Here is a 16,751-nt window from a genome sequence, read left to right as displayed (position 1 = left end):
CAAGAGGAGAGGTAAAACTCCTCTTCTTTACTTTTGACTTGACAAACTACTGGCTATTTGCTGCGGGGGCCGGTATTCGGGAACTAAATCTTGTAGGGACTTAACTAGGCCCTGACGGTCATTAAGTTGAATATAATTAAGCAGTTGTTCTAATTTGATTTGCAATTTTTCCCAAGCAAGAAAGTGTTCATGAGCGCAAAAAATCTTTGGGTGAGCGGTGGGAAGAGCTTTATCGGTATCGATTAATAATTCTTCGTAGAGTTTTTCCCCGGGTCTTAATCCTGTGATTTCAATATCGATATCTTGCCCTAATTCTAAGCCACTTAAACGAATCATCTGTAGGGCCAAATCGTAAATTCTTACCGGTTCACCCATATCTAACAGGAATACCTCACCCCCCTTAGCCATGGCTCCTGCTTGTATAACCAAACGCACCGCCTCCGGAATAGACATAAAATAGCGAATAATATCGCGATGGGTGAGGGTAATATTCTTACGTTGGGCGATTTGTTCCCGGAAACGCGGCACCACGGAACCGCTACTATCGAGAACATTGCCAAAGCGGACGATAGCGCAACAGGTGGAAGTGTCGGGTAAAGCGGCCAAAGCTTGTATAACTAACTCAGCACAGCGTTTGCTGGCCCCCATAATGTTAGTCGGTCTGACGGCCTTATCGGTGGAAATGAGAACTAAATTACTAACCGAATTCTCGATCGCGGTCTGAGCGACATTTAAACTGCCCCAAACATTAGTGTAAACCCCCTGACTAGCATTGGCTTCCACAAGGGGAACGTGCTTATAGGCGGCAGTGTGATAAATTGTCTCAATTTGGTGTTGTTGGATGACCCGGTCTAGATGATTGCGGTCGAGAACATTGCCTAGATAGGCATACTTGCGTAAATCCCTATAATTTTCACTTAAATCGAGATCAATTTTGTAGAGGGAAAACTCATTTAATTCGTAGATTACCAAGCATTTTGGCTTGAGGAAAGCGATTTGTCGGCATAATTCCGAACCGATGGAACCGCCACCCCCGGTAACTAACACCGCTTTACCGGTGACATTTTTTCCCAAAAGTTCGGGATGGGGTAGGATTTCTTCCCGTCCTAATAATTCCGAGACATCGACACTGCGAATCTGATTGATGGTCGCTTCTCCCGATAAAATTTTTGAGATGGGAGGGACGGTTTTAATGTCGATGGGTAAAATTTCTAGACTTTCGATGATTTGCCGCTTTCTGGCCTTGTCTAGGTTCGGAATAGCCAGAACAACCCAGTCAAAGGCCCGTTTTTGGTGCAGTGGTGCCAATTGAGAGGGGGGATAAACCCTAATGCCTTGGATAACTCGCTGCTGCAAATTGGGATTATCATCAACAAAGGCCAATAAACGATAGTGGGGGTCATTTTGTAGGGAACGTGCTAATTGACAACCCACAATTCCCGCACCATAGATAACAATTCTCGGTTCTCTATCGACACTACTGACGTAAATATTCAGACGGTGAAAGACAGAACGAATCAACAATCTCACCCCGATAACCAATACTAGGGTTAACAATGCGTCGATAATCAGGACTGAACGCGGCAAAAAGGCATCCCCTTGAAAGTAGGCAAGACTGATTAAAACCCCTGAACTATAGAGAACCGCTTGCAGTACGGACGAAAGAAACTCTAATCCTGTATAACGTACTACGGGACTGTAAATACCTTTGAGAGAGAAAACTAGAGTTTTAATGGCAATTAATCCCAATATTTGCCCTAAAAAAGCTCTAATTTGCTGATATTCGAGGCTCAGATTCAACCTGAGAGAGAAGGCTAGATAGATGGTTAGACTAAAAATCAGGCAATCGGTGACAATTAAAAGAGATCGCTTCGATGACCTAGATAGGGAATTAGCCAATTTAAGGATATTGTTCGCCAGTTTTCTATACATCATCCAATTGATTAATTAATCTTAAGGTAAATACTTGGCCTCTCTCGACTTTGTCTGGTACTCAGTGTTTATGGTTATTAGGAGTCTTCCTAAGCAAGGCTTTGAAGACTATCTTTCCAGAAAATTACCCCTATTCTTCTTGCTTCCACACAGAAGTGAGAAGAACCAATGTTTTTTATAACAGTAGTGCCGCTCGTCTTTCCGCAGATGATATCACCCAAGTCTAAATATGTCAAGTGGCTCGATTTGTCAGGACTTTGGCTCTCTTCGGTTTGGTGGGTAAAATGTATTCTAAGATACAGTCTTGCTGGCGAGGGAGTGGAAGGAACCACTCCAGACACAGAGGACACAAAGATTGATCGCTTCTATAGTAAGTTAAACTGATCACACAAAGAATAAGAGAGCCGGACTTTTTTCCTTTTAGCAACTTTTCATCGCTCCCCAAAAATTTTCTGCTCCCAAATATCTAGCCGATAAATCACCGCTAGTCAAGGTTACAATCAAGAATTGACACAAAAATTTATCAACTAAAGTTATGAGTAATCAGTACGATGCGATCGTGATTGGGTCGGGAATCGGGGGATTAGTGACAGCGACGCAATTAGTGGCAAAAGGGGCAAAAGTCCTAGTTTTAGAGAGTTATCTGATTCCGGGGGGCAGCGCGAGTTATTTTGAACGAGAGGGTTATCGTTTTGATGTGGGTGCTTCGATGATTTTTGGTTTTGGCAAAAAGGGGACGACTAACCTCTTAACCAAGGCTTTGGCAGCGGTGGATATGAGTATCGAAACCATTGCCGATCCCGTCCAGATCCACTATCATCTCCCGGACGGATTAGACCTAAAAGTTCATCGTGACTACGAACAATTTTTACAGGAATTAATTAGCCATTTTCCCGCAGAAAAAACTGGTATCCGGCGCTTTTACGATGAATGCTGGCAGGTGTTTAATTGCCTCAATAGTATGGATTTACTATCATTGGAAGAACCCCGCTATCTGACTAGGGTTTTTTTCCAGCATCCTTTATCCTGTTTGGGATTGGTCAAGTATTTACCCCAAAATGCGGGAGATGTGGCCAGAAAATATATTAAAGACCCGAAATTATTGAAATTTATCGACATGGAATGTTATTGTTGGTCGGTAGTACCCGCCGATCGCACTCCGATGATTAATGCGGGAATGGTCTTTAGCGATCGCCATTACGGGGGAATTAACTATCCCCGGGGGGGAGTAGGACAGATTGCTCTCAAGTTAGTCGAGGGATTGGAAAAAGCTGGTGGTGAAATCCAGTATCAAGCGAGAGTGACTAAGATTATTTTAGATGCAGGACGGGCGATCGGGGTAAAATTGACCAATGGTAAGGAATATTACGCGAAAAAGATTGTTTCTAATGCCACCCGTTGGGATACCTTCGAGAAACTACTCCCCCCGGAATCGCTCCCCGGCAGCGAAAAAAAATGGCAAAAACGCTATCAAAAATCCCCCAGTTTCCTGAGTTTGCATCTGGGAGTTAAGGCCGATGTGTTACCCTCAGGAAGCGAATGTCACCATATTTTACTAGAAGATTGGGAAAATATGGAAGCAGAACAGGGAACTATCTTTGTTTCTATTCCTACCTTACTCGATCCCTCCCTAGCACCCCCGGACCATCATATCATTCATACTTTCACCCCTAGCTGGATTGATCAATGGCAAAAACTGCCCCCCCAAGAATATCAACATAAAAAAGAGGCCGCTGCTCATCGTCTCATCGAGCGCCTGAAAAAACTCTTTCCCAAACTAGATACAGGATTAGATTATATCGAAATTGGCACAGCCCGCACCCATCGCCGCTTTTTGAATAGAATCGATGGCACTTACGGCCCAATACCGCGAAGAAAACTGTTAGGCTTATTAGGAATGCCCTTTAATCGTACAGCTATTCCTAATCTTTATTGTGTGGGAGATAGTACCTTCCCCGGTCAAGGATTAAACGCGGTGGCCTTTTCTGGTTTTGCTTGCAGTCATCGTCTAGCGGTAGATCTGGGTTTACCCCGTCCCAGAGATTAAAAGCTGAAAATTAGGATTTTTACCGGCGAATTCTTAAACCGGAAAGGAATACTTGACAGCGTTTCTCAGATGGATGAAGCGCGTTTTTGCGACTGGAGTTTTTACTTCGGCAAGGTTTAATTTATACTTCACCTTGATGAGAAACGCTGTAGATCGGTTTTGCTGATGACTGATAACTGATAACTGATAACTGATAACCGATGACTGATAACTGATGGTTACTCCCTTTGATTCCCCCAAATCTTTACATTGGCAGCAAAGCTTGCGAGCGCCGATTGTTCGTCAATTGGAGATATTTAGCTTTACAATGCAGTTTTTGACTTTTTTGCTCTGGGATCGTTTAACGGGGGCTAATAGGGGCAAAAAACGGCAAAGGAGAGCGAAATGGTTAGTTGATCGCCTCATTAATTTGGGACCAACTTTTATTAAAATTGGACAATCTTTATCGACGCGAGCAGATTTAATTCCGCTCGAATATATCGAACAATTAAGCCAATTACAGGATCGAGTTCCCGAATTTAATAGTCAAGAAGCGCTCCGAGTTATTGAAACAGAATTAGGACAACCCCTAGATAATTTATTTGCAAGTTTTACCCTATCTCCCCTCGCTTGTGCCAGTTTAGGACAAGTGCATCGAGCGCGGTTATTAAGTGGGGAAGAAGTCGTTATTAAGGTACAAAGACCGAATCTAGAAGGACTATTTAATCTCGATTTTGAAGTGTTGCATCGTCTCACCCGTTGGTTAAATATTTTCCCCGTGGTGAAAAAATATAATTTAGAAGCTATCTATCAAGAATTCTTTGAACTACTCTTTCAAGAAATCGATTATATCCATGAGGGCAAAAATGCCGATCGCTTTCGGGAAAATTTTAAGAATTATCCCCAGGTAAAAGTCCCTTTAGTTTACTGGCAATATACCACCCGCAAGGTATTAACTTTGGAGTATGTACCGGGGATTAAAGTCGATGATCGAGAGACTTTACTAGCTAATGGTATTAACGTAGATGGGATTATTGAACTGGGGATCTGTTCCTATCTCAAACAACTATTACAGGATGGTTTTTTCCAATCGGATCCCCATCCGGGTAATATGGCAGTTAGTCAGGAAGGGGAGTTAATTTTCTACGATTTTGGCACGATGTTCGAGGTAAAATCTGTTGCTAAAGATCAAATGATCGAAACCTTTTTTGCTGTCTTGAGAAAGGATACGGAAACAGTCTTAAAAACCTTGATCTATATGGGGTTAATTGAACCTGTTAGAGAGCTGCAACCCGTGCGAAATATCCTGGAGTTTCTCCTAGAGGAATTTCGCGATAAACCGGTAGATGTGAGGGCTTTTGAACAAATTAGCGATCAAGTGTATTTAATGTTTAAACAGCAACCCTTTCGCTTACCTCCCCAAATGACTTTTATTATTAAATCTGTCACCACTTTGGATGGGATTGCCCGCTCTTTAGATCCCCAGTATAATTTATTAGCAGCTAGTCAACCTTTTGTGAAAAGTCTAGCGGTATCGGGAGGAACTAGCAACACCATGCTTACCCTAGCTAATCAAGCTCGCACTTTTCTTAAACAACAATGGCAAAAAGGGAATAAAAACGAGAGAATGATCCGTCAATTAGAGGAAAAAATCGAGCGAGGAAATTTAGTTTTTCAAGTTAAGTCACGGGAAAATGAACGACTTCTGAAAAAAATTTATCTGGCAATTAAAGTATTAATTAATGTCTGTTTATTGGGATTTAGCATTATCTCAGCCATATTTTTATTAGACAGTAACTATAGCAAACTAGCCATTATTCCCTTCAGTCTAGCGGGGTTATTTGGTTTATTTTTTCTGCGTTCTTCCCTGGTTTTATTGATTCAGGAAAGATTAGATAAAATGTTAGATAAGTAAATAATTATCATTTTTATTAGTAGATGGTTTTTGTTATCCGCAACAAAAATTAAAGTTTGACAGGCTGTCTGTTGACAAGATTTTCCAGAAGTTATCATAATGAAAATGTTTTCATTGCACCCAGCAGCAAGAGGACAAGAAAATGTTATTAAAATCTTTAGCCCTTGGTTCCCTTGTCGGATTATCCTTAGTTACATCAGTCCCAGTCTTAGCTAATCCTTCCGTTTCTCCAGTACAAACTAACGAAGCAATAATTGCAGTCGGTCAACAAAAATCCGATTTATTTGTTAATTTAACCACTGATGATCCTTGGCGAGCTGCAATGGCCATTGGTGTCGCTACCAATATGCTGAAAAAAGGTCACTCAACCACCATTTTTTTGAATATTACAGGGGTACACCTAGCAGCGACGACCATTCCTCAACACACTAACGGTATCACTGGTAAAACCCTGCAAGCAATGTTAGTAGATTTCATCAGTCAAGGGGGAAAAGTCTTAATTTGTCCCTCCTGTATGAAACAAGCAGCCATAAAACCCCAAGATCTAATTGCGGGTGTGGTGACAAGTTCCCCCGATTCCCTAGAAGCAAATTTATTTAACGAAACGGTTAAAGTAATTAGCTGGTAAATCTAGCATTTTCTAGAGAATCTAGAGACCTTATTATTAAGGTCTCTATCCCAGTTTCCGCTTAACATTCAATTGATAATTTTTACTAATATATTGCTACCCATTGTCAGTAATTACTATAACTAGAATGATTGATTTTGATCAAGGTGAACAATTATAATTTTTTTCTGAGAAAAAAATTAATTATTGAAAATGTTCTCAATAGTAGTTTCTACAATTTGTCGATACCTCACTAACGTGAAAAGCGCTATAAGCTGCCGTACATCTAAAGGACATATTATTGAAATCAAAAAAACACCTAATTTGATTTTGGATTTCGCTTGTTTCAATCTAACTGATAACTGTTTACTGTTTACTGAATAAACGTTTATACCTGAATATAGCGTTTCCCAATCTCATGAGGTACCCCAAAATCTTAACTCCTGACGACCGGCTACTGACTCCTCAAAACCTAAGACTCTGTACCCCACAACTAGGGGAATTGCTATAAGTTAATTATTTGCATAACAATTCCCGAAGAGCCGAAATTGTTAAACCACGCTCTGTTCGAGTTATTGCGGGTTCCTTATCAGGATACAGTGACATAGTTTTGATTAGCTACAAATGGTATTGAGTGGCCGCTCTTTTCCCATCATATCACCCCCAACTCTGCTGGCCTCACCAATGAAAATATGGCGCATTACATTTGATTAGCGTACCCTACACTCGTCAGCGTACTTCTAGGCAGTGCCTTCGACATCGCACTTTAACCCACAGTTTCAATCAATGTGCATGGTGCGTTCCCCAAAAATCTATTAGTGGAGCAGCAGTAGCCATATTAGGGAACGCACCCTACAAGATTGCGTTCGGCATCGCACTGACGGGAGCAAGCAATTAATTTCTAATTTTAAGCACTTGCATAGGAGTCAAACGTCTTTGCTCTGTCCTGTCAAAATCTTGATCAAAACTCACAATAGTAGCTTTTTCAAGCTCGGCAGCAACATATTGGTAAGCATCATCAAAATCCAAGCGAAAGAGATCTATTATTTCTACGACTCTCTTCATTTGGTTAGCAGGAATACTGACCAGTACAAAACCAGCATCAATCAAAACGTCATCCACAAATTTGATAAAAACCTCTCGTTGATTCAGCCGATTACAGATCACCCCGATAGAATGTAAAGTAAAATCAGTCATACACATATCAGAGAGTGAGAGCGTATCAAGTAGCTCCGCAACAACCTCAGCCTGTCCTTGTCCTAATAAGCGTTCTAGCCAAATATTCGTATCCAGAAGAAACACTAGCCATTTCTCCATTCAACTGCAAGATGCTGTAACTCAATTGATGTGTAATCGGTTTTAAGCATCCCTGCCCAGTCTTGACGGAGTTTACGTTTTATAGGTTGGTTAGATTTACTTAAAAGTGACTCTACAAACGTTTGTACTTCAACCTTTAACTGGGGCGGTAATTGTCTCACCAGTTCTTCTAGTGATTTTGCTGATGTACTCATGTATTTTACCAATTCAACTTTTTGTAGTAGTTGATAACTAATCTACCACCAGTCTAGCATAGGATTTGATGAGAAATAGCACTAATCTTGAAAACCCCTATAACCCAGTATCGCGCCCTAAAGCAAGCCCTCCAACCCCATCTAGAGGGGCTACCCAGTGCCTTCGGTATCGCACTAGCTTTGGAGCATAACGATCGATTTCACCGACATTTTGGATCGTAGCGGAACAATGTCAGGTACAACGATTTGTTATACCTTATCTTTCTTTGTCAGTTAAATCAATATATTCAGTTTGTATTCGTTTATTCTTGATTAGTATTCTAAAATACGGACATTTCCCATTTACTGATAAATCTTTATCATCATTCCCTTTCCTGAATTTAATTATTTCAAATTGGTCGGGATTAAATTTATGTAAAAATGTTATTGGCACCCCCATATATCCCTTATAATCTATTGGTATTTCTTGTGTTTTATTAACATTAATTCCATCATAATTGTCATATTTTGGATATTGAAGTTCGTTGCCAAAATATCTTTTTGTAAGTTTTATATCTTCGTGCCGCTTAAAATTATCTAAATTAGTAAGCCATAAACAATTGTTCGGTGAGATTATTCTATTACCAGAGTTATCTATTCGAGTTTCTGTTCCATATAGTTCATAGTTTTCAGGTACAATAAAACCTGAAATACCTCTACCAAGATTTATTCCTAACCACGCCTTGTTTTCTTTAATAAGTTTGAAAATTTCTTTATAGGTTATTGCATTAATATTTCCAATTATCAAAAACTTTTTATCGTATTTAACCAATTGAGCTACATACTCTCTGAATAATGAAAATGGGGGATTGGTAACAACAATATCGGACTGCTTTAATAGTTCAATGCTTTCCGAACTACGAAAATCACCATCTCCATTAAAGTAAACTAGGTCAGTTGAACTTGGTTTGTTTTTTTCGCCTTCTGTACCTGTATATTCAAAGAAAAACCCTTTTTCATCTTCTTCTGTATTAAATAAATTTTTTACTTGCTCTCTATAACAAGATGTTATTATTTTTTTAAGACCTAATTCATTAAAATTTGAGGTAAAATAATTAAAAAAGTTACTAATTCGGGGGTCATCGCAATTGCAATAAACTACTTGATTTTCAAAATGACTTTTATAATGCTGTAATTCGCTTTCTATATCTGAAAGCTGTGTATAAAACTCATCACTTTTTGATTTTTTAGCTTTTTGTAATAATTCGTTTGTTGCATTTCTTGCCATTTTCAACCTATTTTGATTTAATAAATCTTTGTTTTAGTTATTTACTTTTGGTTATCTGATTAAATATCTCACTGCCTAATACTTTAAGAGAGGTTTTAGAAATTTCAAGCATAATATCAAACATTTTTTTGAGATCCCATTTTTCGCTATTTCCTTGTGTGTATATAGAAGTTGCTTGAAGCATAATTGTTTTATCTTTATGCTTGACAAACTTATTTTTACACAAATTGGTATTAATGAGCATTCCATAATTTGCAGAAGTTAACCTATCTAATCTATTTAGCATTCCTGAATTGTATTCAAGCGTCACAACCCTTCCATCGGGTCTTTTAATTGAAATAGTTTCTGTTAAAAAATTTGAGCCTTCCAGAAATAATACATAGGGAAAATGAGATTCAGATAACATCAAATTAGCGATTTCAGATATGTTTTTATGCGATCTTTCTATCGCATTACCGGCAGCCATCAAATCTTGATCATTTTTTGCTCCTACAAGTTTTCCTGCTTTGATGTTTTCAATGTCTTTCCCCTGATGTTTAGCTTCCGAAACTAAAACGATTCTCCAATTACCGTTATCATCTTTTACTTCTATTATTCCACCATCGGGTATAATACTTGAATTTGATACAAAAAGTGTTTGTCCTAATTCTGGGTCAATTTTCTTTAATGCTTCGTTTATTTCTTCTTTTTTTATGCTCGTTTTGTATTGAAAAGATAATTGAGGAAACTCCTTTTCAAGCTGTTCAATTACAAAAAGTGAAATTTTTCCAACAGTTATGTCGTGTGATTTTGCTTCATCTCCAAATATACCAACTACACCTTTGGACTCTTTATGTTGATTCGTTAATCTTTTTGATTGATTCTTTTTAGTCATATTGTGCCTTTTCTTTACTTAAATCTTCCACTTTCAGCTACAGATAATGTATGTATAACTAAAAATTATACGGAAAATTTCTGGATAACACTCCTCAGAGTAACGATATGGGTCAACTTTCGGTATATCACCCCATCTAGGAGCAATCACCAGAACTTTTCCCTATATCACGCCCAAAAGCCTGTTAGCCAGATTAGCCCACATCGCACTTTAACCCACAGCTTGAATCAATGTGCATGGTGCGTTCCCCAAAATCGATCGATGGAGCAGTAGAAGCCACCTTAGGGAACGCACCCTACGGCCTTCAAGGAATAATTAGAACAAACCAAGCTACAAAAAACACCCCTGGCAACAATATTGCAGCTAAATGACCCAAAATAAAACCACCCAATGTAAGTGTACCAAGAGTAACTTCAAATTCGCGTCCAATAGCTTCTTTGAGCTTATATTGAGCAGAGAGAGCTGCTAAAATTGATATGTAGGCGATTATTAAATTTACCACACCAATCCAAGGCAGTATAACAAGTAGCTTATTAATTCGCTCAAACTGTGGAACAGTATTTTGGGCAGCCAAAAGAACAGCATATGTTGCAAATAATATGGTTTGTGACAATAGAAGCCAAGACAGTCTATAGTTTATTAGGTTATCTTCATGAACCCATTTTTCTCTAGCTGCCAGATACTTTTCATGTTCAGTGGGATACATCTAACTCTTTTCTCCACATTTTCCACATTTTTAACTTTTTAAGAAGCAGTCTTTAGTTCTTCTTTGTTTACTATAGCGTTTCTGATTCGCAAGAGGTACATTCCCGATCCTAAACAGCTTAATCAGCAAAGGTTTAAGTGTGCCGCACAGATGCGAGAACCGCTATAAATTTCTGACAATTTAGGCTGATTCTAGCGACGATTATTTGATCTGACCGCACCTCTTGACAAAAATTTATAATTATTCGATTCGTTTAATTGTCGGGGTCTTCTGTAAAGATTTTTTACCTGGAAATCCACACCCACCAACAAACTTTTTGCCGCAAACCCTAATTCAAACCTTTGCTCCTGTACTTTTAGCAGCACAGGAGCAAAGTTGAAAATAAAAATTAATAACTGTCCTCATCGGTGATAACTTCCACGGGAATCACTTCTTCTAACACTTTCTCCTGCATTTCTTGACGACGAATCGGTATTTTGGTTTTTTCCAATTCAGGTAACGCGACCAATTCCCGTTGTTTTTCCCGGACAGTATTGGGTAACAACATCGGTAAAGGTTCGGGGGTTTCTAACCAGTAGCTGGCCACCGGTAGAGTATGTTCTAAATCTTCCAATAAACGGGGAATAATCATCACCGCGTGCAGTTCACCGATTTTCTCTGCTTCCCGCATTCCCGCATCAATGGCTACGGCCACATTAGCGACGGAACCCCGGATAATGGCCGTACACAAACCATCCCCAATTGTTTCGTAGGAAGCTAACTGCACATCGGCCGATTTTAACATGGCATCGGCTGCCCCCACCATAGCGGGAAAACCCCTGGTTTCCAAGAGACCGATCGACATATTGCTCAGTTTGCTGAAACCCCGTTGACTTTGGGCAATTTCGGCTAAACGGCTACCAATGGGGAAAATTACCTCTAAATTGGGCATCGGTCGGGGAATAACCGATTTAGATACCAATTGTCCGAACTGTGCGGCGGTTTTTGCCCCTTCTTCCACTGCTAACCGCACATCGGCAATATTACCACGCACGATCGCCGTACAGTGACCACCGCCAATTTTTTCGTAACCCACGAGGGTAACTTCTGCCGATTTTAGCATCATATCCGCTGTCCCGACGATCGCCGGAAAGCTGAGGGTAGAGACTAAACCCAAGGCACTATCTTTGGGGTGACGCTTGGTTTTCATCGTCCTTTGACTGGGGTTAGTTGTGGACGAGGGGGGAATGCTTCCATTAACTCTTAATCTAGACATTGAAGATAAACTTGCCCTAACAGGTACGAAGGGGGTGATTGTCAGCTATCCTGTTACTATCTAGTCTATCCTGTTAACCTTAATTGCTATTGAAGATTTTTGAGGGATTAGATAAATTTTAGTTATTGTAGCTTGATCAAGTTGTCTATGACAGAACAGCCTCGCAGTACAGATGATCGAATCAGCGAAACGGAAGCGACCGAATTAATGCGCTCGCTGCTTCATAAGGAAGGAAATTGGGTGAATTGGGGGCAAAAATGTCAAAAACTGCAAAAAGCTGGCTACGATTCCCAGTTAATTTTTGAACAAACCGGTTTTCAAAATGCCCAACAAAATTTAATTATTGTCGCTGCCCAAGTTTTTGAGAGTTTAATCAAAGCGGGAGCAGATGAAGATTTGTTAAGTTACTACATCGGGCCGCGCAGTGATGTGCTATATGAATTGCGTATTCTCAACCAAGAACAAAGATTGGGGGCAGCGAAATTAGCGGCAGAAAAAAGGATTGAGGTGGCCGAAGCACACGATATCGCCAAAGCTATCCAAGATTTTTCCCGTTTATCCCAGATTCCCAGTGAATTTACCCGTCATCCTGGAGATGCGATCGCTTACCAGTGTTGGAAACGGGGCAAACAAAAGCGGGATTTAGCCGAAAGAGCGAAATTAATCGCTAAAGGTTTGAAATTTGCCCATTCTGACTCGGCCAGACAGGCGATCGAGTCCTTACTACAAGATTTTACCGTTACTCCCACCCGTAGCGCACCGTTGCTACCCGTCCATCGTTTACAGGATGAGGACGAATTAGCCAGAATTATTCCTTTAGTAGGAAGATTTCCGGTGACGGTAACTGATATAAAACACACAGAAAGTTTGAGCGTCGAGGAACCTTTTCGACTGGTAACGGTGGGGGATAAACAAACAATCGTGCCTCTCCCCGGTTGGCAAGCAATTCTCAAGGCGATCGATCCTGTAGCTATTTTATGGCCCAGTGATCAATTACCTCGATCGATTGCCACCAGATCCGAGGAAGTGTTATTAGTGATCGATCGAGTTTTTGCCGAATGGGACGTAAACAATTATTATCTAGTAGAGAGGGATAATTCCGTCTTTTTACAATGGTTTGATAGTTCCCCCGATGTCACCATACTAGGTGAATTGGTCTTGATTTTAAGAGCAAAAAATATCCTCGATGAAAAAAACATCACCGAACCCTGGCAAATGGACGACTAAATCAGTGATCAGTGATCACTGATCAGGTTTAAGCTATTAGTTATGAGTGGGAATAATAAAATAGATAAACTGATAACTGCAATCCAATAAAACTGGTCACTGCTAACTTGTAGCTGACAGCATAACTTAAGAAACTAAGAGACATTTTTCAAGAAAAAAGTAACAAAGAGGACAAAGGAGACAGGAGACAGGAGACAGGAGACAAATTTACCATACTTTTGCCTTTTGCCTTTTGACTTTTGCCTTTTTCTGACTGACAACTGATAACTGATAACTGATAACTGATAACTGATATATGCGTGCAGTAATTTGTGGATATTATGGGAGAGGAAACGGAGGAGATGAGGCATTATTAGTGTCTCTATTGCAGATGCTGCCGTCAGAAATTAAACCTATTGTTTTGTCAAATAATCCCAGAGAAACCAGTCAACGTTATGGAGTGGAAACCTGTCCTAGTCGGGATTGGTGGCAAGTTTTTCAAACTATGAAAAAAGCGGATATATTTATCTGGGGTGGCGGCAGTTTAATGCAGGATGTCACCAGTTTTGCCAGTCCAATGTATTACGGTGGTTTAATGGCTCTTGCTCAATTATTGGGCTTAAAAACTATTGCTTGGGGCCAGGGAATTGGACCATTAAATAGACCTTTTACCCGTTGGTTAACCAAAAAAGTCTTAAAACAATGTAGTTTAGTTAGTGTGCGCGATGATACTTCGGCTCATTTAGTCGCCAATTGGGGTATTAGTCCCATTGTTGCCCCCGATCCAGTATGGGCCTTAGAAGCTCAATCAGTCAAGGGATTATCGGATTTACCTGCCCCAAGAATCGCCGTCAATTTACGTCCCCATCCCCTATTAACCCCGGCAAAATTAGATAAATTAACCCAAGCTTTAATTGATTTACAAACCAGTACGGGAGCGTTTATTCTCCTAGTCCCTTTTCAAAAGTCGCGGGATTTGCCCCTCTGTGAAGCTGTAGCCCGTCAATTAAGGGAAAATTATCAAATCATTAGTTTAGAGGACCCAAGACAGTTAAAAGGCGTATTTCGTGGGGTAGAAATGGTGATCGGAATGCGCTTTCATAGTTTGATTATGGCCGCGGCAGAAGATTGTCGTTGTTTTGCCCTTAGTTATGATCCGAAAGTGTCGCGATTAATTGCCGAAGTACCGATGCCGGGTTGGGAATTAGATCAGTTACCAGAGGCAGTTAATGATATTAGTAACACTTGGATTAATTTTTATGCCAATGGAGAGGCATTAACCAGCGATCGCAAATATTTTTTAATCGATCGAGCTTTAATTCATCGAGAAATTTTATCTAGATTGGTGAGCTAATTTTTATGTCGAGTGCTATTACTGATGTTATCACGACTATTGCCCTAGCTGAGACAAGATTTAATCTCTCCTTAACAGAAGATAGGGCATTTTTTCCCGAATGGCAAAGTGATTTACTGTCTCTATCTAGCCATGAAAAAAAGAGTTTAGATGAACTAAGACAAAGATATTTATACCAAAGATCGGCAGGACAGTTATTAGAAGGAACCGTGACTTTATTGTTAGTTTCTCCCTTACTAGCGATTGCGGGTTTTTACGATCCGCCTTTTCGAGTACGCGCAGAGGAATCGGTAAGCTTAACCGTCGATGATGGGGAAGAAATACTATCGGGTAGAATCGATGTTTTAGTCTGGTTAAATCAGTTTTGGGTGGTAATTGTAGAATCCAAAAAAACCGCCCTATCGGTTTGGACTGCCTTACCGCAAACCCTGGCCTATTTGATGGCTAATCCCCGGCCAGAAAAACCTAGCTTTGCTCTCGTCACCAATGGAGATGATCTTTTATTTGTCAAATTGAGAGCTAATGTCCATCATTATGCCCTATCTAGGGTATTTGCTCCCTTTATTTCCAGAGAAGAAATATATAAGGTTTTGCAGATTTTAAAACACATCGCTGAGGCGATTGAATAAAATCAAGATTAGAAATTAAGTAAGTGGTTCTAATTAAGTAGAAGATAGATTTTACCTTCGATCCCCCCTTAATCCCCCCTTAATAAGGGGGCTATCTACCTACTTATTAGCGAGGAAAAACCTAACCAAAAGAATTTTTAGGTGAATCCTAATTGAGATGGGAGTCTTTGGGAATAACATCCAAACCGAGGAGAACCTTTTGGGTATTGGACATATCGCCGATAATTCTTTGTAGGGGTGGGGGAAGTTGTTTGACTAAAGTAGGAGTTACGAGAATTTTATCCCGTTCCGCTAATTGCGGCTGTTCGAGAACATCAATTATTTCTACTGTATAAAGATCAGATAATTCCTCACGACAGATACGAAAAATATTAGCGATCGCCCTCTGGGATTTACTTGAATCGCCCATAATATAGAGTTTGAGAAGATATTGACTCATGATTGCGTGTTATTGAACAGTTTAATGTTGCTGAGACCGATATAGTATTTACGATAGAAAGAGACGAGATAACCCATCAATTCCAGGACCATGAGACGACCTTCGCTAACGTAGGCCTGCGCTTTGGCCAGGGTGACATCCTGATTTTTTTGGCGTAGGGTGGTGGTATGAATATCCACCACATCGCGAGGACTAGCTTTTAAGAATCCTAACTTATCGGCCAAGCTTCGCAGTCGTTCCGATAGATTATGTTCCACTTTGTATGCTTGTTCTTCTAAAGCTAAATCTAATAACTCTCCGTAATTTTGGACTAATTCTTGAAAAATATCGGGGATACTCTGCCTTATTGCCTCAGAACCGAACATTTTCGCCGTAATGCTAGTGTGTCCTCCCTTGATTAACTGTTCCAGTTCGCGAAATTCCTGTTCCTGTTGTTGATGTTTAAGATTGAGAATATATTGCTGACGCTCGATCGCCACACGAATTTGATAGACTAAAAGACTACTATCGATATTATTTAACTGAATATAACCGTCAGCACCCAGTTGAAAGGCTTTAACGACTAATTTCTCATCATTGCTAGTAGTTTGAACCACTATCGGTATATCAGAGGCTAATTCTCTGGTTTTGACTAGAATATTTAAGCCGGGGGGGACAGAGATTTCCAAGCTTAAGAGGATAAGATCAAATTTCTCCCCTGCCAGTTTTTCGGCAGTTTCCTGTAGATCCTGAGCTTGGGTGAGGGTGAAAGTCAACCCCCCGGCCAGGGAACATTGGGGGGCCTTTAACAGCAATCTCTGGATTAATTTAACAGTCGTCGGTTCATCCTCTATCAATAAAATCCTACAGAGATCCCTAGTCATTGTTAATCGATCGCTAAAATTATCTTTTTTCCCCTACTTTCATAGTACGCCCATCTTTGGGAAACGCAAGGACAAAATCACCATCTAGCACCCGCTATCTCGAAGTCTTGTTCTACCGATTAGGCGCTCGCTGGGGGTTTTCTGTTAAGTCGTCAAGTGAAGCATCA

Annotated in this window: 17 protein-coding genes; 7 read left to right on the top strand and 10 right to left on the bottom strand. The window is 40.2% G+C overall.

Going from position 1 to position 16,751, the window contains the following annotated elements; genetic code table 11:
• Positions 1 to 27: 27 nt before the first annotated feature.
• Complete coding sequence (locus B5D77_RS20115; protein ID WP_106909520.1) at positions 28 to 1,932, bottom strand: nucleoside-diphosphate sugar epimerase/dehydratase; 1,905 nt, start codon at positions 1,930 to 1,932, stop codon at positions 28 to 30.
• 50 nt (positions 1,933 to 1,982) lie between these two features.
• Between B5D77_RS20115 and B5D77_RS26735 the strand changes: the two genes are divergently transcribed.
• From B5D77_RS26735 to B5D77_RS20100, 4 genes are all read left to right on the top strand, one after another.
• A complete protein-coding gene (locus tag B5D77_RS26735; protein WP_216824529.1) occupies positions 1,983 to 2,159 on the top strand; it encodes a hypothetical protein in 177 nt (58 codons plus the stop codon).
• Positions 2,160 to 2,467: 308 nt separating this feature from the next.
• Positions 2,468 to 3,979 (top strand): carotenoid isomerase, encoded by a 1,512-nt coding sequence (crtH, locus tag B5D77_RS20110; protein WP_106909519.1) that lies wholly within the window; start codon positions 2,468 to 2,470, stop codon positions 3,977 to 3,979.
• A 214-nt stretch (positions 3,980 to 4,193) separates the two neighbouring features.
• A complete protein-coding gene (locus B5D77_RS20105) occupies positions 4,194 to 5,873 on the top strand; it encodes an AarF/ABC1/UbiB kinase family protein (protein WP_106909518.1) in 1,680 nt (559 codons plus the stop codon).
• Between the two features lie 142 nt (positions 5,874 to 6,015).
• Positions 6,016 to 6,501, top strand: a complete 486-nt coding sequence (locus B5D77_RS20100) for a DsrE family protein (RefSeq protein ID WP_008196739.1) — start codon at positions 6,016 to 6,018, stop codon at positions 6,499 to 6,501.
• 873 nt (positions 6,502 to 7,374) lie between these two features.
• On the opposite strand, the gene B5D77_RS20085 is transcribed toward B5D77_RS20100, so the two are convergent.
• The 6 genes from B5D77_RS20085 to B5D77_RS20065 form a co-directional block, all read right to left on the bottom strand.
• On the bottom strand, positions 7,375 to 7,782 hold the full coding sequence (locus tag B5D77_RS20085) for a PIN domain-containing protein (RefSeq protein WP_198285273.1): 408 nt from the start codon (positions 7,780 to 7,782) through the stop codon (positions 7,375 to 7,377).
• Positions 7,782 to 7,991 carry a DUF2281 domain-containing protein gene (locus tag B5D77_RS20080; protein WP_008196743.1) on the bottom strand — a complete coding sequence of 70 codons (210 nt, stop codon included), beginning with the start codon at positions 7,989 to 7,991 and terminating at the stop codon, positions 7,782 to 7,784. Before B5D77_RS20080 ends, B5D77_RS20085 begins: the two co-directional genes overlap by 1 nt.
• A gap of 256 nt (positions 7,992 to 8,247) precedes the next feature.
• The gene (locus B5D77_RS20075) at positions 8,248 to 9,258 is read right to left on the bottom strand and encodes an adenine-specific methyltransferase EcoRI family protein (protein WP_106909517.1); all 1,011 of its coding nucleotides are present in this window, start codon (positions 9,256 to 9,258) and stop codon (positions 8,248 to 8,250) included.
• A gap of 37 nt (positions 9,259 to 9,295) precedes the next feature.
• Positions 9,296 to 10,132, bottom strand: coding sequence for an EcoRI family type II restriction endonuclease (locus B5D77_RS20070; RefSeq protein ID WP_106909516.1), 837 nt, complete (start codon positions 10,130 to 10,132; stop codon positions 9,296 to 9,298).
• Positions 10,133 to 10,436: 304 nt separating this feature from the next.
• Positions 10,437 to 10,838: a hypothetical protein gene (locus B5D77_RS25965; RefSeq protein WP_008196748.1), complete on the bottom strand. Its 402-nt coding sequence runs from the start codon at positions 10,836 to 10,838 to the stop codon at positions 10,437 to 10,439.
• A 388-nt stretch (positions 10,839 to 11,226) separates the two neighbouring features.
• Complete coding sequence (locus B5D77_RS20065; RefSeq protein WP_002775137.1) at positions 11,227 to 12,027, bottom strand: carbon dioxide-concentrating mechanism protein; 801 nt, start codon at positions 12,025 to 12,027, stop codon at positions 11,227 to 11,229.
• 213 nt (positions 12,028 to 12,240) lie between these two features.
• Between B5D77_RS20065 and B5D77_RS20060 the strand changes: the two genes are divergently transcribed.
• On the top strand, positions 12,241 to 13,320 hold the full coding sequence (locus B5D77_RS20060) for a RuBisCO accumulation factor 1 (RefSeq protein ID WP_002785058.1): 1,080 nt from the start codon (positions 12,241 to 12,243) through the stop codon (positions 13,318 to 13,320).
• Between the two features lie 134 nt (positions 13,321 to 13,454).
• Here B5D77_RS20060 and B5D77_RS26325 read toward each other — a convergent pair whose 3' ends face one another.
• On the bottom strand, positions 13,455 to 13,670 hold the full coding sequence (locus B5D77_RS26325) for a hypothetical protein (RefSeq protein ID WP_173915174.1): 216 nt from the start codon (positions 13,668 to 13,670) through the stop codon (positions 13,455 to 13,457).
• Between B5D77_RS26325 and csaB the strand changes: the two genes are divergently transcribed.
• Both csaB and B5D77_RS20045 read left to right on the top strand, forming a co-directional pair.
• Positions 13,616 to 14,653, top strand: a complete 1,038-nt coding sequence (gene csaB, locus B5D77_RS20050; RefSeq protein WP_106909515.1) for a polysaccharide pyruvyl transferase CsaB — start codon at positions 13,616 to 13,618, stop codon at positions 14,651 to 14,653. The genes B5D77_RS26325 and csaB overlap by 55 nt on opposite strands.
• 5 nt (positions 14,654 to 14,658) lie before the next feature.
• Positions 14,659 to 15,282: a type I restriction endonuclease subunit R gene (locus tag B5D77_RS20045; RefSeq protein WP_172456627.1), complete on the top strand. Its 624-nt coding sequence runs from the start codon at positions 14,659 to 14,661 to the stop codon at positions 15,280 to 15,282.
• A gap of 148 nt (positions 15,283 to 15,430) precedes the next feature.
• On the opposite strand, the gene B5D77_RS20040 is transcribed toward B5D77_RS20045, so the two are convergent.
• Positions 15,431 to 15,721: a circadian clock KaiB family protein gene (locus tag B5D77_RS20040; RefSeq protein ID WP_008196774.1), complete on the bottom strand. Its 291-nt coding sequence runs from the start codon at positions 15,719 to 15,721 to the stop codon at positions 15,431 to 15,433.
• On the bottom strand, positions 15,718 to 16,584 hold the full coding sequence (locus B5D77_RS20035; RefSeq protein WP_008196776.1) for a response regulator: 867 nt from the start codon (positions 16,582 to 16,584) through the stop codon (positions 15,718 to 15,720). The genes B5D77_RS20040 and B5D77_RS20035 overlap by 4 nt, the downstream gene beginning before the upstream one ends.
• Between the last annotated feature and the right edge of the window lie 167 nt (positions 16,585 to 16,751).

Origin of the sequence: Microcystis sp. MC19 (genome assembly GCF_003019735.1) — a bacterium.
Classification (GTDB): Bacteria; Cyanobacteriota; Cyanobacteriia; order Cyanobacteriales; family Microcystaceae; genus Microcystis.
Note: the sequence above shows the minus strand (reverse complement) of the source record. Positions and strands in the feature narration are given on the sequence as shown.